At 65.1% G+C, this 21,615-nt stretch carries 16 protein-coding genes; 3 read left to right on the top strand and 13 right to left on the bottom strand.

Annotated features, from left to right (window positions below):
• Positions 1-166: 166 nt before the first annotated feature.
• The 10 genes from G4Z14_RS04275 to G4Z14_RS04320 form a co-directional block, all read right to left on the bottom strand.
• On the bottom strand, positions 167-682 hold the full coding sequence (locus G4Z14_RS04275; protein WP_164623552.1) for a hypothetical protein: 516 nt from the start codon (positions 680-682) through the stop codon (positions 167-169).
• The gene (locus G4Z14_RS04280) at positions 675-3,485 is read right to left on the bottom strand and encodes a 2Fe-2S iron-sulfur cluster-binding protein (protein ID WP_164623553.1); all 2,811 of its coding nucleotides are present in this window, start codon (positions 3,483-3,485) and stop codon (positions 675-677) included. The genes G4Z14_RS04275 and G4Z14_RS04280 overlap by 8 nt, the downstream gene beginning before the upstream one ends.
• A complete protein-coding gene (locus tag G4Z14_RS04285; RefSeq protein ID WP_164623554.1) occupies positions 3,482-3,739 on the bottom strand; it encodes a sarcosine oxidase subunit delta in 258 nt (85 codons plus the stop codon). The genes G4Z14_RS04280 and G4Z14_RS04285 overlap by 4 nt, the downstream gene beginning before the upstream one ends.
• 7 nt (positions 3,740-3,746) lie before the next feature.
• Positions 3,747-5,000 carry a sarcosine oxidase subunit beta family protein gene (locus tag G4Z14_RS04290; protein ID WP_164623555.1) on the bottom strand — a complete coding sequence of 418 codons (1,254 nt, stop codon included), beginning with the start codon at positions 4,998-5,000 and terminating at the stop codon, positions 3,747-3,749.
• Positions 4,997-7,399, bottom strand: coding sequence for a GcvT family protein (locus G4Z14_RS04295; protein ID WP_164623556.1), 2,403 nt, complete (start codon positions 7,397-7,399; stop codon positions 4,997-4,999). The genes G4Z14_RS04290 and G4Z14_RS04295 overlap by 4 nt, the downstream gene beginning before the upstream one ends.
• 74 nt (positions 7,400-7,473) lie before the next feature.
• Positions 7,474-9,048, bottom strand: coding sequence for an ABC transporter ATP-binding protein (locus G4Z14_RS04300; protein WP_164623557.1), 1,575 nt, complete (start codon positions 9,046-9,048; stop codon positions 7,474-7,476).
• Positions 9,048-9,854, bottom strand: a complete 807-nt coding sequence (locus G4Z14_RS04305; protein ID WP_164623558.1) for an ABC transporter permease — start codon at positions 9,852-9,854, stop codon at positions 9,048-9,050. The genes G4Z14_RS04300 and G4Z14_RS04305 overlap by 1 nt, the downstream gene beginning before the upstream one ends.
• Before the next feature lie 3 nt (positions 9,855-9,857).
• Positions 9,858-10,814, bottom strand: coding sequence for an ABC transporter permease (locus G4Z14_RS04310; RefSeq protein ID WP_321573002.1), 957 nt, complete (start codon positions 10,812-10,814; stop codon positions 9,858-9,860).
• Between the two features lie 35 nt (positions 10,815-10,849).
• Positions 10,850-12,385, bottom strand: a complete 1,536-nt coding sequence (locus G4Z14_RS04315; protein ID WP_164623560.1) for an ABC transporter substrate-binding protein — start codon at positions 12,383-12,385, stop codon at positions 10,850-10,852.
• Positions 12,386-12,568: 183 nt separating this feature from the next.
• Positions 12,569-14,134 (bottom strand): trimethylamine methyltransferase family protein, encoded by a 1,566-nt coding sequence (locus tag G4Z14_RS04320; RefSeq protein ID WP_321573003.1) that lies wholly within the window; start codon positions 14,132-14,134, stop codon positions 12,569-12,571.
• A gap of 151 nt (positions 14,135-14,285) precedes the next feature.
• Here G4Z14_RS04320 and G4Z14_RS04325 point away from each other — a divergent pair, with 151 nt between their 5' ends.
• Positions 14,286-14,918: a TetR/AcrR family transcriptional regulator gene (locus G4Z14_RS04325; RefSeq protein ID WP_164623562.1), complete on the top strand. Its 633-nt coding sequence runs from the start codon at positions 14,286-14,288 to the stop codon at positions 14,916-14,918.
• Between the two features lie 173 nt (positions 14,919-15,091).
• On the opposite strand, the gene G4Z14_RS04330 is transcribed toward G4Z14_RS04325, so the two are convergent.
• Genes G4Z14_RS04330 through G4Z14_RS04340 form a run of 3 tightly spaced genes read right to left on the bottom strand, consistent with a single transcriptional unit; the run spans position 15,092 to position 19,190 of the window.
• The gene (locus tag G4Z14_RS04330) at positions 15,092-17,128 is read right to left on the bottom strand and encodes an ABC transporter permease (RefSeq protein WP_227751533.1); all 2,037 of its coding nucleotides are present in this window, start codon (positions 17,126-17,128) and stop codon (positions 15,092-15,094) included.
• Between the two features lie 26 nt (positions 17,129-17,154).
• Positions 17,155-18,216, bottom strand: coding sequence for a quaternary amine ABC transporter ATP-binding protein (locus G4Z14_RS04335; RefSeq protein ID WP_164623564.1), 1,062 nt, complete (start codon positions 18,214-18,216; stop codon positions 17,155-17,157).
• 11 nt (positions 18,217-18,227) lie between these two features.
• Positions 18,228-19,190 (bottom strand): ABC transporter substrate-binding protein, encoded by a 963-nt coding sequence (locus G4Z14_RS04340; RefSeq protein WP_227751534.1) that lies wholly within the window; start codon positions 19,188-19,190, stop codon positions 18,228-18,230.
• A gap of 106 nt (positions 19,191-19,296) precedes the next feature.
• Between G4Z14_RS04340 and G4Z14_RS04345 the strand changes: the two genes are divergently transcribed.
• Positions 19,297-20,334 carry a GlxA family transcriptional regulator gene (locus G4Z14_RS04345; RefSeq protein ID WP_164623565.1) on the top strand — a complete coding sequence of 346 codons (1,038 nt, stop codon included), beginning with the start codon at positions 19,297-19,299 and terminating at the stop codon, positions 20,332-20,334.
• A gap of 92 nt (positions 20,335-20,426) precedes the next feature.
• Positions 20,427-21,566, top strand: a complete 1,140-nt coding sequence (locus G4Z14_RS04350; protein WP_164623566.1) for an aromatic ring-hydroxylating oxygenase subunit alpha — start codon at positions 20,427-20,429, stop codon at positions 21,564-21,566.
• Positions 21,567-21,615: the final 49 nt, after the last annotated feature.

Genomic DNA, 21,615 nt, shown 5'->3' on the forward strand with positions numbered 1-21,615 from the left:
CCAAGCACCGCGGTTGTCTCTGGCTTGCAGATGACCGCGCTCAGCGCCCTGTAATTGCAGCGTATTTCAGGACATTTCGCCCTGTCAACGCGCGCAAGCGACCATCCTTCGGGATCGGGGCGCAAACCGCCGCGGTCAAGTGTCGCAGGCTCTCTGATGCCAATCCTCAGCCGGCAAGATCGCGAAAGGCGGCGGCAAGCCAGGACCAGAGATAGGCCAGAAGGCCGCGTTCCACATGCAGGCGCAGGATCTCGTCCGCGTGGTCCAGCACGGCCGGCACACCGGCAAAGGTGATGCTGGCCGAGGGGCCGGGGTCTTCCGACCGGGTGGTCGTTGCCATGGCGACAAGGGCCGCGAGCCCCGGTCCGGCGAGCTCGACCATGGCCAGCCCGGCGCTGATGTCGGACAGGGCAAAGCCCTCGGTGTGCCAGCCGGGCGCAAGGCCGGGCAACGCCCCCACCACAAGCAGACGGTCGCGGGCCAGTCGCAAGGCGCGCGCGCCCTGTTTCTGGTCCGCAGCATCAATGCCGCTGACCCGTGCAAAGGCCGCCAGATCGCCGCTGACCAGCGTACGGTCAGTGCAAGCGGCCACATGCGCCGCTACGCCCGGCCCCTGCAATGTCGCGCCCGGCTCGGGCTGGGCTGCCCATTTGTCGGCATGGTTCAGCTCGGTGTCAGGCATCGAGAAGCCTCCCTTCGGGGTCCAGCGCACAAACCGGCGCGACGCGCGCCTGCACCTCATGGCCAAGATGATACAGGGTCACGATCTCGCCCATGCGGGTATTGCCGCCTTCCAGCAGCCCCATCGCGATGGGACGGTTCAGGTTCGGGCTGTAGTGGCTGGTGGTCACAAAGCCGCGGCTGCGGCGCTTGCCGGCGACAGTTTCCACCACATGCGCGCCTGCCGGCAGGGGCAGGGGTGTCAGGCTTTCAAGCCCCACCAGATCGCGCGCCTGAGCGGCCACTGCCGGCAGGTGCAATGATCGGCGGCCCAGATACTCGCCCTTGCGCTTTTCGAACGGGCCGCGCACCCCCAGGTCCATCGGGCGGGTGCGGCCGTCGGTGTCCTTGCCGACGACGATATAGCCCTTCTCGGCCCGCAGGATCATCAGCGCCTCGCCACCGAGCAAAACCGCGTCAAAGGCCCGGCCTGCGTCTTTGAGCCGCCGCCACAGGCCAAGCGCACGGTCGGCGCGGATCGACAGTTCGTAAGACCGGTCGCCGGTGAAGCTGACCCGGGTGATCCGCACCTCGTCGCCTTCGAACTGCCCATAGCTCAGCGCCATGTGTGGCAAATCGTCCAGCGTCCCGAACCCCACCGCTTGCAGCAGATCGCGCGACTTCGGCCCAGTCACGGTCAGCGTGGCGTAATTCGCCGTCGTGTCGTGAATCACCACCCGCGACCGGTCGAAACTGTCCTGCCGCCATTCCTCCAGCAAAAGCGCCATGCCCTGCACATGGCTGGACGAGCAGGAGACGACAAAGCGGTTTTCCTCCAGCCGCACCAGCACGCCGTCATCAAAAACCGCGCCGCCCTCGGTCAGCACAAAGCCATAGCGGCAGCGGCCCGGCTTCAGCGTGGACATGGTGTTGTAATAGATGAAGTCGAGAAACTTCGCCGCATCCGGCCCGATCACCTCGATCTTGCCAAGGGGGGAGCCGTCGAAGAGGCCCACACCCTGACGCGCGGCGCGCGCCTCGCGCTGGACCTCCGCCGTTTCGCCGCCCGTGCCATACCAGGCGGGGCGGAGCCAGCCGCCATATTCGCGGAACAGCGCCCCGTCGGCGCGGTGTTCTGCCTCCAGCGGCAGGCGGCGGACCGGGTTCATCAACTGCCCGCTGCGCAGGCCCGCGAAAGAGGCCAGCGGTACAGGGGTGAAGGGCGGGCGATAGGTGGTCGTTCCGGTTTCAGGGATACTGCGGCCCGTCAACTCGGCCATCAGCGCGAGGCCGGGCAGGTTCGAGGTCTTGCCCTGATCGTTGGCCATGCCAAGGGTGGTGTAGCGTTTCAGATGCTCGACCGAGGTCAGGTTTTCCCGGTGGGCAAGCTCAACATCCTTGGCGGTGACATCGTTCTGCAGGTCCAGCCAGATGCGGCCCTTGGCTCTAGGCCTGGGCCAGAGGGCCAAGGTTCCGCCATGGGCCGCCGCCTCGACGCCCTGACCCGGCAGGATCCGTGCCAGATCGTAGACCCCGGCTGCCGCGCCGATGACGCGCAGGCCCGCGACCGGAGCGCCGGGCAGGAAGGCCTGCACTCCGTCGTCCCAGCGCAGTTTGCCTTGCGCCTGCGAGTAGAGATGCACGCTTGGCGTGTGCCCGCCCGAAACCAGCACCGTATCTGCGTCAAGCCGTTCGCCCGATGCCAGCCGGACCGCCTCAACCTGACGCCGCCCAAGCGCGGTTTCAATCGGCTGGCCCGTGATGACCCGGAACGGATGCTTGCCCGCCTCCGCCCCGCCACGCAGATCCAGCAGCGTGACCACGGCCCCGACCTCATGCAGCGCGCGGGCGGTGTCATAGGCCGAGCCATTGGTCGTGGCGATCACCACGCGGCGCCCGACCGCGACGCCGAAGCGGCTGAGATAATGCAGCCCCGCTTCGGCGGACATGACCCCCGGCAAGTCATTGTTGGCGAAGGGCAAGCTGCGTTCGATGGCCCCGGCGGCAAGGATCGTCTCGGTTGCCCGGATGCGCCAGATGCGGGGGGCCGCGCCATTCGCCTGCGCTTCGGCCAGCCCGGTCAGCCCGTGGTCATAGCGGCCAAAGGCGGTGGTGCGGCTCAGGACGCGGACGCCAAGCGCGCGCAGTTCGCCGACCACCGCCGCCGCCCAGTCGCGGCCTTCTTGGCCGTTGATCCGGGCCGGGCGGAACAAGAGACTGCCACCCGGAAGCGCGCCCTCATCGCACAGGATCACCTTGCGGCCCGCCTTGGCCTCGGCCCGTGCAGCAGCAAGACCGGCAGGCCCTGCGCCCACCACCAGCACATCGCAGGTGGCATTGACCGGCGCGCTGGGGCCAAAGCCCTGTGCGGCCGGGTCCAGCCGGCCCAGCCCGGCCATGGCACGGATGCGGGGTTCAAACAGGTGCCAGTCGGGCAGCATGAAGGTCTTGTAATAGAACGCCGCCGGGATGAAGCGCGCGAAGCGGTCAAGGAAGGCCATGCGGTCATGCTCGGCTGTGGGATGGCCGTTAATCGACCGCAGGCGCAGCCCTTCGGTTGCCGGCTCCAGCGTCATCTGCACATTGGGGCGGTGCTGCGTACCCTGAACATCCGCGATGCCGTTCGGCTCCTCGCTGCCCGCCCCCCAGAAGCCGCGCGGGCGGTGATACTTGAAGCCGCGCCCGACGATGCGGTTCCCCGAGGCCAGCAGCGCCGAGGCCACCGTGTCGCCCGCCATCGCCGGGATGGTCTTGCCGTCGAAGGTGAAGCTGAGGGACTGGTTGCGGTCAACCGCCCAGCCGCTTTGGGTGCGCCAGCCGCTCATGCCTCACCCCCAAGGGCTTCGGTCGCGGAAACCTCATGGCTGACGGTATCGCGCGCCATCAGGAACACCTCGCGGCAGGTCAGATGCATCCAGATTTCCCGTGTGGGGCCTTTGCGGTTGTGCTTGAAGAACAAGTAATTCGTCCAGTCGCTGTCACTCGCCGCCGCATCGGGGCGGGTGTTGCCGGCATCGCCGCCAAAATGGAACTCGGTTTCCGGGCGTGGGCCGCAGAAGGGGCAGGGGAAAAGCTGCATCGGGGCCTCAATGCGCAATGCCCGCGCCGGCGGCTTCATCCAACAGATGCCCGGTGCGGAAGCGGTTCAGATCGAAGGGGCGGCTGATCTCGTGATGGCCGCCGGTGGCGAGGATATGGGCAAAGACAGTGCCGCCGGCCGGAATGGCCTTGAAACCGCCGGTGCCCCAGCCGCCGTTCAGGTACAGGCCCGGAAGCGGGCTTTCGCCGAAGATCGGCGAGCTGTCGGGCGTCACATCCACCGTCCCGCCCCATTGCCTGAGAAGGCGTAACTGGCGGAACACCGGAAACATCTCCAACAGGCCCGACAGCACGGTTTCGAGTTGCGGCAGGTTGCCGCGCTGGCCGTAGGACGGCACGCGGTCAAGGCCGCCGCCGATCACCATCTCGCCCTTGTCGGACTGGCTGACATAGGTGCCGGTCATGGGCGAAACCAGAACCGTATCGAAGATCGGCTTCACCGGCTCGGACACGCAGGCTTGCAGCGTATAGGAGGTGATCGGCAGCCGAAAGCCGGCTTTCGCCGCCAGCACGCCCGACGATCCGGCCACCGCCATGCCCACCCGCTCGGCCCGGATCTCGCCTTTCGAGGTAGCGACGCCCACACAGCGCCCGCCTTCGGTCAGGAACTCCTGCACCTCGCATTGCTGGAGGATGTCCACCCCCAGCGCATCGGCGGCGCGGGCATAACCCCAGGCCACGGCATCATGCCGGGCCACCCCGGCGCGTTCTTGATAGATCGCGCCGTAAACCGGATAGCGGGCGTCCGGGGCAAAGTTGAAGATCGGCACCCGGCGCTGCACCTCGCTCCGGTCCATCAGCCGCGCCTCGACACCGTTGATCTGCATGGCATTGACCTGCCGGGCGGCCATTTCCATCTCGCCCGGCGAGGAGACGATCTGCATCATGCCGCGCTGCGACAGCATGATGTTGTAGTTCAGCTCGCGCCCCAGCGTTTCGTAAAGCCGCAGCGACAGGTCATAAAGCGCTGTGCTTTCCGGGTAGTAATAGTTCGACCGGATCGCCGTGGTGTTGCGCCCGGTGTTGCCGCCGCCGAGCCAGCCGCGCTCGATCACCGCGACGCGCTTCACCCCATGGGTTTTCGCCAGATAATAGGCCGTAGCCAACCCCTGCCCGCCGCCGCCGATGATGACGACATCATACTGTTTCGCGGGCTTCGGGCTGCGCCATGCCGGAGCCCAGCCCTTCTGGCCGTTCAGGCCTTCCTTGATGACCGAAAGTGCCGAGTAATGCCGGGTCATGCGCGCATCGCCCGGCCTTGGGGGTCGTAGGGCGAGGCGGCGATCACCACGGCGCGGCATTCCTCGCCGATGATATGGGTTGAAAGCACCGTGCCTTCCGCCGCATGGGCGCGGTCGACCATGGCGATCGCAAGGCTTTTGCCCACACAGGGCCCATAGCCGCCCGAGGTGACATAGCCGATCAGCCCGCCGTCTGCCCAGATCGGCTCATAGCCGCTGCAATCGGCGTCCTTGGCGAAAACCTCCAGTGTGACCAGCACCTGCGCCGAAGGCGCAAGGCGGGCGGCGCGGGCGGCAGCTTCGCCGATGAAGCCCTGCTTTTCCCAGTCGATGAAGCGGTCCAGCCCGGTCTGGCTCGGCGCATAGCCTTGGGTGAACTCGCGGTTCCAGATGCCGAAGCTTTTCTCCAGCCTGAGCGCATTGCCCGAGGCGAACCCGAATTCCACCAGCCCCAAGTCCTTGCCCGCCTCCAGCAGCATCCGCCGCAGTGTGGCATGTTCCAGCGCCGAACAGTTGATCTCATAACCCAGCTCGCCAGTGATCGACATGCGGGCGACGCGGGTGCGGAGCAGCCCGAGGTCCATCTGGGTGCAGCCCAGCAGTGGCAGGGCCGAGACATCCTGGTGCGTCAGCTTTTGCAGGATCTCGCGCGATTTCGGCCCGGCGATGGCAAAGCCGGTGACCTGATCCGACAGATCGCGCAGGGTGACACCTGCATCCATGTGATCCTCGAACCAGCGCATGTGCCATTCGCGCAGGTAGTAAGACCCCATCAGCCAATAGCCGTCGCCCCAGTTCAGCACCGTCAGATCGCCCTTCAGCCGACCGTCATGGCCCAGCATCGGCGCAAGCTTGGCCCGACCGGGTTTCGGCAGGCGGCAGGCCAAGAGCTGGTTCAGCCACGCTTCGGCACCCGGACCTGTCACCTCGTAGCGCGAAAAGCCGGTGATATCGAGGATGCCGGCGCGGTCCCGTACCGCCCTTGCCTCGGCATTGACGATGTCGAAGGCGTTGGAGCGGCGCAGCGAGGGCTTTTCCTCGAACCCATCGGGTGCGAAGTACAAGGGCAGTTCCAGCCCCCAGCCGCCCGCCCATTTCGCGCCCGCAGCCGTCATGCCGTCATAGGCGCCGGGGGTTTTCAGCGGCCGCCCGGCGGGCAGATGCTCGTTCGGATAGGTCATGATGAAGCGGCGGGAATAGAACTGACCGGTGGTCTGGCGGATGAATTCGCGGTTGGCGGCAAATTCGCCGTAGCGGGCGATGTCCATGCCGAAAATGTCGGCCTCGGCCTGACCGTGGACCATCCATTCGGCCAAGGATTTGCCCACCCCGCCGCCTTGCAGGAAGCCCGCCATCACGCCGCAGGCCACCCAATAGTTGCGCATACCGCGCACCGGGCCGACCAGCGGGTTGCCATCGGGCGAGAAGGTGAAGGCGCCGTTGACCCAGCGCTTGATGCCCGCCCGTTCCAGCACCGGATAGCGGTGGAAGGCCATGGCGAGTTCGTCGGAAATCCGGTCGGGGTCTTCCTGAATCAGATCCATGCCGTAGTCCCACGGCGCGCCATCCATCTGCCAGTGCTTGTGGTTGATCTCGTAGACCCCCAGCAGCATGCCCTTCTGTTCCTGCCGCATGTAGGAAAAGCCGTCGAGATCGACGATCGTGGGCATTTCGGCGGGCAGGGCGGCCACTTCGGGGATGGCTTCGGTTACAAGGTAGTGGTGCTCCATCGGGGTGACGGGCAGTTCGACCCCGACCATGCGGCCAAGTTGCTTGGCCCAGAGGCCGCCGGCATTCACCACATGTTCGGCCAGAATTGTGCCCTTTTCGGTCTCGACCTGCCATTCGAGCGAAGGAAGCCGTTTCAGCGCCAGCACCCGGTTATGTTCGATGATGTCAGCGCCGCGGTTCTTGGCGGCGCGGGCATAGGCATGCACCACGCCCGAGGGATCGACATAGCCTTCACGCGCCGAAGTCATGCCGCCCAACAGGTCATCTGTGTTCACCAGTGGGCAGAGTTCCTTGATCTGCGCCGGTGTCACCAGAGCAGAGTCGTCGATGCCCATCGACTGCATCACGCGGTAGCTGCCCTTGAGCCAATCCCAGCGGTCGGGGTCGCGCGCCATCAGGATGCCACCGGTCATGTGAAGGCCGATGTTGATGCCGGATTCCTTCTCGATTTCCGGCAGAAGGTCGATCGTATAGGCCTGAAGCGCCGAAATGTTGGGATCGGCGTTCAGGGTATGGATGCCGCCCGCCGCATGCCAGCTGGACCCCGCCGTCAGAACCGACCGTTCCAGCAGCGCGATATCCGTCCAGCCCAGCTTGGTCAGGTGATAGGCAATCGAGGCGCCGACGACGCCGCCGCCGATGATGACAACACGATAGCGCGATTTCATGGGGAGCCTTTCTTTCTTGGGCGGTTGTCACACCGTAACATAATGTACAGTTATGTACAGGAGAATCTTGCGACCTATAGCCGTGCTTCCAGCCAGCCGCGTTCCATCACCGGCGTCGCATCCAGCAGTGTGCGGGTATAGGCCTCGCGCGGGGCGGCGAAGATGGTTTCGGCCGGGGCGAATTCGACAATCCGCCCCGCCTGCATCACCGCCACCTCATGGGCAAACCGCCGGGTCAGGCCGAGGTTGTGGGTGATGAACAGCAAGGTCAGCGGCCGCTGTTGCATCAGCCGCAGCAAAAGCTGGATCACGCTTTCCTCGACCAGCGGGTCCAGCGCAGAGGTCACCTCGTCGCAGATCAGCACTTCGGGATCGGCGGCCAGGGCGCGGGCGATGCAGATGCGCTGCTTCTGCCCGCCGGAAAGCGAGCCGGGATAGCGGTCGAGAAACTCTTCGGGCAGTTCCACGTCGCGCATCAATTGCCGCAGCCGCGCCTCTGCCGCGGCACCCGTCACCCCGGCAAAGAAGGCCAGAGGGCGCCCGATGGCCTCACGCACGGTCTGGCGCGGGTTCAGCGCAAGGTCGGGAAGCTGATGGATATACTGCATCCGACGCCGGGCGTCGCGGGGGCGATCCTCGAGGCGGGGAACCAGCGGCTTGCCCTGAAAGGTTGCCGTGCCGCCATGCACATCGACCAGCCCGGCAATGGCGCGGGCCAGCGTGGTCTTGCCGCTGCCGGATTCGCCGACCAGACAGGTGATGTGCCCGGCCGACAGGTCCAGCGAGATGTCCTGCACCAGGGACACCCCGCCATAGCCCGCCGCGAAGTCGCGCAGGGCGATGATCGGCTGGGCCGTCCTGGCCTGCACTGCCGGGCTGGTCGTCGTCTTGTTGGCGACAAGGGCGCGGGTGTAGTCCTGTTGCGGCGTCTCCATCAGCGTGCGGGTTGCGCCGGTCTCAATCACCTTGCCATGCCGCAAGACCATCAACCGGTCGGCAAGCTGCGCCACGACCGCAAGATCATGGCTGATATAGATCGCACCACACCCGCGCGCTGTGACGATCTTGCGGATCAGCCGCATCACCTCCAGCTGCGTGGTGACGTCCAGCGCGGTCGTCGGTTCGTCGAAGATGATCAGATCGGGGTTGTTGATCAGTGCCATGGCGATCATCGCCCGCTGCAACTGCCCACCCGAAACCTGATGCGGATAGCGCGCGCCGAAGGTTTCTGGGTTCGGCAATTGCAACTCGCGGAACAGGTCGGCGGCCATCTTGCGGCGCTCGGCGGCCGGGGTGCCAAGCTCCAGCGCGGCCAGTTCCGTCACCTGGTCGCCGAGCCGATAGAACGGATTGAACGCCGCCGCCGCGCTTTGCGCCACATAGGAAACCTTGCGCCGCCGGACCTGTTCCAGCTGCGGCTGGGAAAGGTCGAACAGGCTTTGGCCGGACAGCGTCACCTTGCCCGCGACCCGCCGGCACCCGGCGCGCAGCAGGCCGACCATGGCCATGGCAAGCGTGCTCTTGCCCGCCCCGCTTTCGCCGATCACGCCGAAGATCTCTCCGGCGCGGACCGCCAGACTGATGTCTTGCAAGATCGGCGCGCGGGCGTCGATGCAAAGGCCTTCGATGCTCAGGACGGTGTTTTCCATCAGCCCAGCTCCGCCCGGATCGAGTATTTGTGGATGAACCAATCGACGATGCCATTGACCGACAAGGTGATGAGCGCAATGCAGGCGGCAGGGGCCAGCGGCGACAGTTGGCCGACCGAAATTGCCAGCGCATTTTCCCGCACCAGCCCGCCGAGGTCCGCCGCAGGCGGCTGCACGCCGACCCCCAGAAAGCTGAGCCCGCTGATGAAAAGCACTGCATAGGCGATGCGAATGCCGAATTCGGCAATCAGGGTCGGCGCGGCATTGGGCAGGATCTCGCGCCGCAGATACCAGCCCAGACCCTCACCGCGCAGCCGGGCGACCTCGACGTAATCCATGGCGACGATATCGGCGGCCACGGGGCGGATGACCCGATAAAACAGCGTCGCTTCCAGCACAGCCATAGTCAGGATCAGCGTGGTCAGCGACACGCCCGCCACTGCCAGCACCACAAGCGCAAAGATGATCTGCGGCACCGACATGATGGCATCGACCAGACGGCCCAGAAGGATATCGGTCCAGCCGCGGCGAAACGCGGCCAGAAAGGCCAGCGAGACGCCGGCACAAGCCGCCAGCACCGCGACCGTCAGCGAAATGCCCAGCGTATAGCGCAACCCGTAAAGGATGCGGCTGAACATGTCGCGCCCCAGCGAATCCGCGCCCAGAAGCCCGCCGTCTCCCGGTGCGGCATAGGGGGCATGCACCGGCTCGCTTGGCAGATAGGGCGCGATCAGCGGCGCAAGGAGTGCCGCCAGGATCAGCACCGCGAAGGCCGCAAGCGACAGAAGAAATCCAAGGTTTCTCATGGCTTACGCTCCTCTTGCCGGCACGCGCTGGCGGGGGTTGACCAGAAGCGCCAGCAAATCGGCGAGAAAGTTCATCCCGATGAAGATCAGCGCGAACAAAAGCCCGCAGGCCTGCACTACTGTCAGGTCACGATAGGCGACCGAGTCCACCATCAGCTTGCCAAGGCCCGGATAGGAAAAGACAATCTCGATCACGACTACATCGACGATCAGATAGGCCACAGTCAGGATCGAGATCGACAGGATCGCCGACAGCGCATTGGGCAGCGCGTGGCGCAGGATGATGCGGCGGCGCGAGATGCCCTTGACCTCGGCCATCAGGACATAATCGGTCGCCAGCACTGCCAGAATGGCGGTCCGGGTCAGCTTCATCGTATGCGCCTGCCCGATGATGACCAGCGAAATCACCGGCAGCGCAAGGATCTTGGCCCAGGCGGAAGCGCCGCCGAACAGCGGAGCCACCGACATCGACGGGAACCACCCCAGCCGCACCGCAAGGACATAGATCAGGATGTAGCCGACCAGAAAGGCGGGCATGGCCAGAAACAGCATGGAAGTGAAGCCGAGAACCCGGTCAAACCAGCTGTCCTGCCAGATGGCGGCCGCGATGCCGCCACCAATGGCGAAAGGCAGAAGAAGGACGGCGGCCACCGAGGCGAGAAGCAGCGAATTGCCCAGCCGTGGCAGAAGCACTTCTGCCACCGGGCGACCGCTGGCCAGCGACTGGCCGAAATCGCCCTGCGCCGCGTGGCCAACCCAGGCCAGATAGCGCCAGATCAGCGGCTGATCGAGGCCAAGATTGCGCCGGATTGCCTCCAGCGCCTCGGGTGTTGCGTTCTGCCCCAGAAGTGCGCTGGCCGCATCACCGGGAAGAAGTGCCGTGCCGGCAAAGACCAGCAATGTCACAATGAAGAGCGATACGGCCCCGGAAATCCCGCGCGAGACGATGAAGTCCCGCACGGGGGCCGGCCGCCTGCGTGGCGTGCCGGTCATTTTCAGGCGAACCAGACCTGTTCGGCCGCGCGGTAGTTGGCCAGCGGCTGCGTGCCGGGCACATAGCCCTCAACCTCGGCCGCCACGCCTTCGACCACGTCGCCGAAAACCGGGATGATCGCCCCGCCATCCGACGACAACAGCGCCTGCGCCTGGGCATAGATCGTCTTGCGCTTGGCCTCGTCCGGTTCCACCCGCGCCGCCGCGATGGCGGCATCAAACTCGGCGTTGCCCCAATGCGTGTCATTGCCCGGCGAGGCCGCCGAATAGGCGGTGGTCAGGATCATGTCCGCCGTCGGCCGCGCGCCCCAGACGGTGGCATGGAACGGCGCCTGTGCCCAGACATTCGCCCAGTAGCCATCGGCGGGCTCGCGGATGATCTCGATCTCGATCCCGGCCTTGGCGGCGTGTTCCTTGAACAGCGCAGCCATGTCGACGGCGGGCACGGTCGCCGCGTCGGAGGTATGCAGTTGCAGCGGCCCGGTGATGCCGGACTTCTTGAAAAGTTCGGCTGCCTTTTCCGGATTGTAGCTGTTCTGCACAATGTCGGCGGCAAACAGCGGGTCGTTCGGCGGAATTGGCGTGTCATTGCCGATCCGGCCCATGCCACCATAGACGCGGCGAAGCACATCTTCGCGGTCGATTGCCAGCTTCATCGCCATGCGCAGGTCGGCATTGTCAAAGGGCGCGATGTCGGCCCGCATGTTGAAGCCGACGAATTGCGAGGACGAGAGCGTCACCAGCCCCTTGCCCGGCATCGCCTTGATGAGTTCCGCCGTCCGGGTGTCCAGCATCGAGGCGATCTGCACTTGCCCGCTCTGGAAGGCACTGGCGCGCGCCGCAGGATCATTGGCGGCTAGGATCACCACCTGATCGACCCAGGCCGCATCGGTCTTGAAGTAGCCGTCATGCCGGGTCAGCTCCAGCACTTCGCCCGGTGAGAACCGGCTGATCTTGTAGGGACCGGACCCGACGCCGTCAAAGACGGTCGTGCCCTCGGGGATGATGCACAGCGGATAATTCGACAGCATGGCCGGGAAGAAATAGTTGCCCTCGGCCAGGTCGATGGTCAGCCTGGTGGCGCTGTCGGCGGTCATGCCGGCAATGCCCGCCGCGATGGCGCGCGAATTCGACCGGCTGTCTTCGGCGTTGTGGATCTGCAGCGAATAGATCACGTCGGCGGTGGTCACCGGCTTGCCATTATGGAAAGTCGCGCCTTCAACCAGATCGAAGACCCAGGTCTTGCCGCCGTTGCTGCCTTCCCACGATTTCGCCAGACCGGGCTTCAGGTCATTCGCCGGCCCCTGAACTTCTACCAGCGTGTTGAAGATCGACCCCGCCGCCACGGCCCAATAGGGCGAGTTGAAGGTGCGCGGATCCAGCGTGTCGCCGGTCGAGGCGCCTTCGATGCCGATGGCCAGCGTACCACCGCGCTTGGGTGTGCCTTGCGCAAAGGCGGGCGCTGTCGCTGCAAAAAGCCCCAAGGCTGCCGTGCTTGCGATGAAGCTCCGACGAGAGATGCCGGTGCGATGTTCCATAGTTCTCTCCCTGATTGGTCTGACCGGCGGTCCCTGTCGCCGTGTCTGTACATTAATGCACACATAGGCAGTTATGTACATAATTTCTTCGGGCCGAAAGATTCTTCGGTGCCTGCCAGCACTGCATTGTTCTTGCGTCACTTTTCGCGAAACAGCTCAGCGCGGCGCGCGACTGGCAGTGCGTCAATCTTCCGGCTTTGCGCCACCCGATTCGCTCGCTTGCTGGACAAACGCGTCCAGCCGGTCGGCCACGCCCGCGCAGGTTTCCGGTGCCACGAAATCCGCCAGCTTCTGCTTCCAGATTGCCGTTGCCCTCTGCGCCGCCGTCAGGCTGCCCGCTTCCACCCAGGAGCCATGGTTCGACAGATCCGCAACCAGGGGCCGGTAGAAGGCGGTCTGATACCGCTCCATCGTATGGGCGGTCGAAAAGAAATGGCCGCCCGGCTGCACATCGGCAATCGCATCGAACCCCAGCGCCGCCGCATCGGCCGGGGCCGGGGTGGCCAGTTCGGCGATGGTTTGCAGGTTTTCGATGTCGAGGATGAATTTCTCGTACCCAAGGGTCAGCCCGCCTTCCAGCCAGCCCGCGGAATGAACCGTGACCGTGGCGCCGCCCAGCACGGCGCCCCAGAGCGCCATGATCGTTTCGCTCGCCGCTTGGGAATCCGCGACGTTGGAAGCCGCCCCGGTCGCCGACCGCCACGGCAACCCGATATGTCGCGCCAACTGCCCGGACCCGATGCAGGCCCGGATATGTTCGGGCGTGCCAAAGGCCGGAGATCCCGACTTCATGTCGACATTCGACAGGAAGCCGCCATAGGACACCGGCGCCCCGGCCTGCGTGATCTGGGCCAGCGTGATCCCGGCCAGCGCCTCGGCATGTTGCAGCATCAGCGCGCCGGAAATGGTGATCGGCGCCATGGCCCCGGCCAGACAGAACGGGGTGATGATCGTCATTTGCCCCGCCCGGGCAAAGTCGATGATCCCGCGTGACATCGGCAGATCCAGCTGCCGCGGCGAATTGGAGTTGATGACCGTCGTGGCCCAAACCCCGTCGCGGAACCCCGCATCGTCCAGCCCACGCGCCAGCCGGATCATCTCGAAGCTTTCCTCGACCTGCTGGCGGCCGCGGGCATAGACAAAAAGCGGCTTGTCGCAGTTCTCCAGCTGGCCTTTCATCATCGCATAGTGCCGCAGATGGATCGGCACGTCCTGCGGCTCGACCGAAGGGCCATGCATGTGGATCACATCGAAGGACTGCTGCAAGCGCAGCGTCTCCAGATAGCCGGTCAGGTCGCCTGGCCTGCGCCCGCGTTCGTTGTCAAAGGCATTCGGGCAACCCGCCCCCGCCATGAACAGCATCGAGCCGAGTTCATAGACCTGCTCGCGCGCCGGATTGGCCGCGCGCAACCGGATGGACCTTGGCGCCGTCGTCAGGGCCGCCGTCACGATCTCGCGCCCGATGCGGACCATCTGGCTGTCTTCGTCGACCAAGGCGCCCGCCTTGCGGAACAGGTCCCGGGCTTCGTCGAGCAGCACCTTGATGCCAAGCTCCTCCAGCACACGAAGCGCGCCGTCGTGCATGGCCGCCACCTGATCGGCCGAGAAGGCCTGCTGCGGCGCAAAGGGATTGCGCATCCGGACATAGGCCGTGTTCACGTTTGCCATGGGGGGCACGGCACCTCGGCGGCCCCGCCCGCGACCGCCCCGCGTCTCATCCTGGTTTTCCATGCGTGCCTCCTGCGCCATCGAGTCGGGTGAATCTTACATCAATAGACATTTATGTACAGATAAATTCTTGCGAACGGGCGACCGACTGGGCGGCAGGCGCGCCTGCGACCCTGTGCAAACCGGCGTCAACTGGCTAAGCTGCCGCCGAAACCACCCAAGGGCAGAGCGGATGCTATCCACAGATGAACAGCCAGAAGCCGAGGCACAGGGAAAGTCGACGCGGGAGGACTGGCTGCAGCTGGCCCTTGAAACGCTGATCCGGGACGGCATCGACCGGGTCAAGGTGCAGATCATGGCCAAGCAGCTGAACGTCTCGCGGTCCAGCTTCTACTGGTTCTTCAAAAGCCCGCAGGACTTGAACGACCAGATGCTGGATTATTGGCTGACCAAGAATACCGGCCCCATCATCCAGCGCGCCTTGCGTCCGGCGCAGACGATCACCGAGGCCATCCTGAATGTCTTCGAGTGCTGGGCGAATGCGGATCTTTTCGATCCGCGCCTCGACATCGCGGTCAGACTCTGGGCGCGTCGGGACGCGAATGTTCTGGCCGTCGTCACCGGCGCGGACCAGCAACGGCTGGATGCGCTGACCGGTATGTTCACCCGCCACGGTTTCCCGGCCGACGAAGCCCTGGTCCGCGCGCGGGTTCTGTATTTCACGCAGGTAGGCCAGTACACGCTGGACATCAAGGAAGACATGGCGCTGCGCTTCTCGCGCACCCGCAACTTCGTTCGGGCGTTTTCCGGTCAATCCCCGACTGACGCTGAAATCGAACATTTCAAGACAGCGGCCTTCGGCTGAGGGTGTTCAGGGCCAAAGGCCACACGGCATTCGGCCAGCCTTAAAAGGAATTATGAGGGCGCCGAGCCCGCAAGCTTGACGGCCCCGATGCCGCGTTTGCCAAGCAAATCGCCAAACTCTGTTCCACGGGCGCGCAAAACGCCGTGGCAGCTGCCCGAGCGCGAAGGCCCGGCTTACAGCCCCAAGGCAGCCTTCTGTGCAGCGGCAAAGGCTTGCAGCAACCGGTCGGCCAAGAGCGCCAGCATCACCATGGCCGCCCCGGCCGCCAGTCCCAGCCCGACGTCGCCCTGACCCAGCGCCAGATAGATCTGCTGGCCAAGGTCGGTGGTGCCGATCAGCGCGGCAATCACCAGCATGGAAAAGGCGTAAAGGATGGTCTGGTTCAGCCCGAGCAGGATCTGCGGCACGGCATAGGGCGCGCGCACCTCGCGGAAGGTCTGCCAGCCGGTCGCGCCGGAGGCGACCGCCGCCTCGATCATCTCGTCCGGGGTCGAGACCAGCCCGTGTCGGGTGTAGCGGATCATCGGCACCACGGCATAGGCGCAGATGGCAAGGAAGGCCGAGAATTCGCCGATCTGGAAGAACATCAGCACCGGGATCAGAAAGACGAACATCGGGATGGTTTGCAGAAAGTCGCAGACCGGCAGAACGACGCGCCACAGCGCCGGGCTTGCGGCACTGGCCAACCCGAGCGCCCCACCGACCAGCGCGCAGGCAATCACGGCGGCTCCCGAAAGGTAAAGCGACAGCATGGCGGGTGCCCAGAGGCCCATCAGCAGGATCGGCATCAGCATCGCCAGCGCAAAACCGGCCAGCCGGGGGCCACCGCCCACCCAACCCATGGCCCCGGCGGCAAAAAGCACAAAGGGCCAAGGCAGATCGACGATCCCGGTCTCAACGATGCCCGTTGCCAGCAGCAGCGCCACGGCCCAGCCAAAGCGCCCGCGCCAGAGCAGCCCGGCGGCGGCAAGGCCGGCAGCGGCGAACAGCGCCGCGCTGGCCAGCGGCGTCCATTGCACGCCCCAGGTCATCGGTAGCACCGCTTGGTCCAGACCGATGCGCAGCGGCAAGAGCCCGTAGAACATCGCCCCGTTGCGCAGGGCGTCGAGCGCCGGGCCATAGGCGGCGGTAAAAGCCCCGAGCCGGGCATCGGTGGCGGCGGCCAGCCCGTTGAACAGGGCAAGATCGCCGGCCGGCGGCAGCAGCCCTCCGACGAGGAAGGACAGCGCAAACCCGGCCAGCAGGATGATGAACGCCCCGTAGAGTCGTGTTCCGGGACGGTCGTCGGCCAGCGCGGCACTCAAGCGGTCGATCACGACGGCGAAGATCACGATGACCATGCCGGAAATCAGGCTGTTGCCGAAATCGGCCTTGCGCATGGTCAGCAGGACCGCCCAGCCGATATCGTCAAAGCCGCCGATCACCGCCGCGATGATGACCATCGACAGGGCGGCCATGATGGTCTGGTTCACCCCCACCATGATCTGCCGCTTGGCCGCCGGAAGCTCGATCAGGAACAGTTGCTGGCGCCGCGTGGTGCCCGCCATCACGGCGGCCTCGCGGATATCCGGCTCCACCCGCTCCAGCCCAAGCAACACGTTGCGCGCCATTGGCGGGGCGGCATAGATCGCCGAGGCGATCAGGCCGACCACCGGGCCAAAGCCGAACAGCACCAGAAGCGGCGTCAGATAGGCAAAGGTCGGTACGGTCTGCATGACATCAAGGCAGGTCTGCACCGGGCGGCGCAGGCGGGGCCGTTCATAAGCCGCGATGCCGATTGCCGCGCCGGCGAAAAGCGCCAGCGGCACCGACACCACCACGAGCGCCAGCGTGTTCATCCCCGGCTGCCAATAGCCGGAGGCCAGCACGAAGCCGAGACCCGCCAGACCCCCCGAAGCCATGCGCCAGCCGCCCAGGTAAAGCCCGAGCGCCACCGTTGCCGCGATGGTGGCCGGATAGGGCAAGGCTGTCAGCGCCCATGTGGCCCAGCCCATCGGATAATCCAGGAGGTCGGCCATCAGCCGCGCGGCCGGCTTCACCGCCTCAAGCCCGGCGGTGACGATTGCACCGATCCACTCCGTTGCCGGCAGAGTCCAGCCGGCGGGCCATTTGGTGACCCAGGGTGCGACAGGGGCCAGCATCAGGCAGATCGCCCCGCATGCCAGCGTCAGAACGGCGGCCAGTCGGGCCGGGGGAAGCGTGCGCAACATCATCGGGCTCGGAGCAAGGGGAATGGTTATGGGGTGTCGGCGGTCAGCGCGCCGGCAAGGTCGCGCGGATGGACCACGCCCGCCATCTTGCCATTGCTCGCCCAGACCGGCACCGGCTGATAAAGCGCCATGCAGGCGGCCAGCGCGGCGTCAATCGTCATGCCCTCCTGCAACTTCGGATCGTCGGGCATGCGCGGCAGCGTTTCGGGCGTTTCCATGATGCTGCCGACATGGGCATGCCGCCCTTTCGGCACGTCGCGGGTGAACTCGCGCACATAATCGTCGACCGGATTCAAGAGAATCTCTTCCGGCGTGCCGATCTGCACCACCATCCCGTCGCGCAGGATGGCAATGCGGTCGGCAATCTTCATCGCCTCGTCGATGTCATGGGTGATGAACACCGCGGTCTTTTTCAGATCGGCCTGAAGCCGCAGGAATTCATCCTGCAACTGGCGCTTGATCAGCGGGTCCAGCGCCGAAAAGGGTTCGTCCAGAAACCACAGGTCGGGGTTCACGGCCAGAGACCGGGCGATGCCGACGCGCTGCCGCTGCCCCCCCGACAGCTGGCGCGGATAGGCGCCCTCGCGGCCTTTCAGGCCCACCAGCTCCAGCACCTCCAGCGCGCGGGTCCGACGTTCGGCCGCAGGTTTGCCCTGCATCTTCAGGGGGAAGCTGACATTGTCGGTCACCGTCATGTGGGGAAACAGCCCGAAATGCTGGAACACCATGCCCAGCTTGTCACGCCGAAGCGCAATCAGGCGCTGGGGATCGGCGGCCAGGATATCCTCGCCGTCGATGCTGATCCTGCCCGCCGTGCCGTCGATCAGCCGCGACAGGGTGCGGATCAGGGTCGATTTCCCCGACCCGGACAGACCCATGATGACAAAGACCTCGCCCTCGCGCACGTCAAAGGTAACGTCCTGCACCGCGACGATCAGCCCGGCCGCCCGCAACAGCGCTGCCGCCCGGCGCGCATCGCCACCGGTGCTGGCCAAAGCCTCGGCCAGCCGTTCCGGAGCCTTGGCACCGAAAACCTGCCAGACGTTCTGGCAGGAAATCGCGGCAGAGGGGGAGAGGTCTGTTGCCATCGTCAGGGGTCTCACTTGGTTGCGGCCTCGACGACAGGGCGCCAGATGGCCTCATTTGCGGCCAGCCATGCGTCGGTCACCGCCCCCACATCCTTGCCGTCCACGTCGACCGCGCCCATCATCGGCTGCTGCATCTCGGTCGAAAGCGTCAGGTTCGACAGGATCTCATGCGCCGCCGGCCACTTGTCCTTGACCCCCGGCCAGGTCGCCTTGAACACACGAGTCGGCAGAAAGTCGCAGTCGCCGGTGACATCGGGGTTCGGGCCGGCCGCCGGATCGGCATAGCAGGCGTCGGTGCCTTCGGGCAAAGCCACGAAGTGCAGATCAAAGGCCGACATGGCCCAGTGCGGTTGCCAGAACACCGCAACCAAGGGCGTCTTGCGCTCGACCGAGGCACGGATCTCGGCAATCAGTGCGCCTTCGGAGCCGGCCGGAATGGCCTTGAAGCCCAGACCAAGCGCGGCAGAGCGGTCCGCCCCCGGCGTGCCCCATTCGCCCGGATAGTCCACCAGACGGCCCTCGGGCAGAGTTTCGGGCGTGGCAAACAGGGCTGCGCAGTCTTTCAGCGCCTCATAGGCTGGCAGGCCGGGGCACAGCTCGGCGACATGGGCGGGATAGACAAAGCCCTCCCGCGCTTCCAGCCCCAGTGCGCCGACATCCTCCAGCTTTCCGGCGTCGTGCAACTGGTGCCAGGTGTCCGGCACATTCGAGGCCCAGACCTCGACCGCGGCGTGCAGCTCGCCCTCGGCCATGGCTTCCCACATGTTCTGATAGCCCGCGGTGACGTATTCCACCTTGTAGCCCGCCGCCTCCAGCATCCGGCCCGCGATATGGGTGCTGATGTGCTGGCCGGTCCATTCGTTGATGGCCAGTTTGATGGGCTCATCCACGGCCCCAAGGTCGGCGGCACTGACCGAAGATGCCATCAGGCAAAGCGCGGTCGTGGCCAGAAATCTGCTGTGCAGTCCGGTCATTGTCGTCTCCGTGTCGGGTTGGTTGTTCTTGGTCCTGCGCAAAGTGTTGCAGGAAGCCCGGGCAAGATTTACAAATATTCGCCGCCTTTTTGCCCAAGATGGACCCATGCGCACTCCCAGCGACCAGATCATCCACCTGCTTGTCATCGTGACGCCCAACTTCAACCTGCTGGCCACGACGGGGCTGATCGACCCGCTGCGCGCCGCCAACTATCTGGACGGCACGGCGCGGTTTCGCTGGTCGGTCGCCTCTTCCGAGGGGGGAATGACCATGGCAAGCAATGGCTTGGGACTTGCCACCCAGCGCCTTGGCGATCTGGTGAACGAGCCCTTCGACATGGTTGTGGTGTCGTCAAGCTGGGCGCCAGAGGCACATGATTCTCCCGCGCTTCTGGCGGCGCTGCGCAAGTTTGCCCGCAACGGCTGTGCCATGGGCGCGCTGGATACCGGCGCGTTTCTTCTGGCCAAGGCGGGGCTTCTGGCGGGGCGGCGGGCCACGGTCCATTACGAACACATCGATTCCCTGCGCGAATTGCGCGAAGAAACCGACGTGACCGAAGACCTCTATGTCTTTGACGACAATCGCTTTACCTGCTGCGGTGGGACGGCCTCGGTCGATCTGGGCCTGCACATCCTGCGCGGCACCTGCGGCGATTCGCTGGCCAATGCCGCAGCGCGCTACATCTTCCATCCCGGCGCCCGCCCTCCCGGCACGCCGCAAAATCCTGCGGGGGTTGAACCCCTTGGCCATGCCACGCCTGATTCGGTGCGTCGGGTGATTGCCGAGATGGAACGGCATCTGGAAGAGCCGCTTACCATCCCGGAGCTGTGCGACAAGGCCAGGATCTCGCAGCGCCAGATCAACCGGCTGTTCACCCGTTATGTCGGCAAGACGCCGCAGCTTTACTATCGCGACATCCGGCTTGACCGGGCGCGCGGATTGGTCACGCAGACCGAACTGCCGATGTCGGAGATTGCGGTGGCCTCGGGCTTTGCCAGCCAGGCGCATTTCTCGAAGGCCTATCACGAACGCTTTGGCATCCAGCCCCGTGTTGACCGGGTGGAGGGCCGGATTCCCTTCGAATTCCGCGCCTGGCCCATGCACCGCAAGCCCGGCCAACAAGGGAAAACTGATGGCGAATAGGCGATAGTTGCCAGTCGGATTCTCCACGAACCTTTGGGCAGCGAACAGCACAGGCTGGGGTGATGCCCAACCGCGCTCATGGAGGTGCCGCGATGACCGAACTGCCAAGCCAAAAGGAATTCAAAGAGATTTCAAAGGGTTTCGACCCGAACCCCTCGCGCTCTCTGTCGCTGCGCAAAGAGGCCTATGTCGATCCGCGCTGGCATGGCGTCGATCTGGAGGCGATCATCGCCAAGACCTGGCAGTGGGTCTGCCATGTCGAGAAACTGCGCGAGCCGGGCGCCTATGTGACGATCGACATCGCGGGCAAGCCGATTGCCGTGGTGCGCGACAAGGAAGGCACGCTGCGCGCCTTCTACAACGTCTGCAAGCACCGCGCGCATGAGCTTTTGTCGGGCGAGGGCAACGTCAACCGCATCATGTGCCCCTACCATGCCTGGGTCTACAAGCTGGACGGCAAGCTGGTGCGCGCGCCCCACACCGAGACGCTGGAAGACTTCTCGACCGGCGACATCTGCCTTGACGAGGTGCAGGTCGAGGAATTTGCGGGCTTCGTCTATGTGAACCTTGACGGCAAGGCCGCATCGCTGAAGTCGCAGACCGGCAATCTGGAAACCGAAATCCGCCACTGGGCGCCGGATATCGAAAACCTGACCTTCGGCCATCGCTTGACCTATGACATCAAGTCGAACTGGAAGAACGTCGTCGACAATTTCCTTGAATGCTACCACTGCCCCACGGCGCACAAGGATTTCTGCACGCTGGTTGACATGGACACCTACAAGGTGACGACCTACGGCATCTATTCCAGCCATATGGCCGATGCGGGCACGTCGTCGAACAGCGCCTATGACGTATCGAATGCCACGGTGAAAACCCATGCCGTCTGGTGGCTGTGGCCCAATACCTGCCTGATGCGCTATCCGGGGCGGTCCTCGATGATCGTCCTGAACATCATCCCCGCCGGGCCGGACCGCACCTTTGAAACCTATGATTTCTTCCTTGAGACCAAGGAGGTGACCGAGGCGGAAAAGGAAACCATCCGTTATCTCGACGAGGTCTTGCAGGTCGAGGACATCGCCATCGTCGAAAGCGTGCAGAAGGGCATGAAGACGCCCGCCTTCCTGCAAGGCCGCATCGTCAATGACCCGGAAGGCTCGGGCAAGTCGGAGCATGCCGTGCATCACTTCCACGGTCTTGTGCTGGAGGCCTACGCCCGCGCCGCGGGTTGAGGCCTTGCGGCCGGTGCATGGCTCCCGCACCGGCGGCACATTTCGCTTC

The organism is Tabrizicola oligotrophica (genome assembly GCF_011008935.1).
GTDB lineage: Bacteria > Pseudomonadota > Alphaproteobacteria > Rhodobacterales > Rhodobacteraceae > Tabrizicola_A > Tabrizicola_A oligotrophica.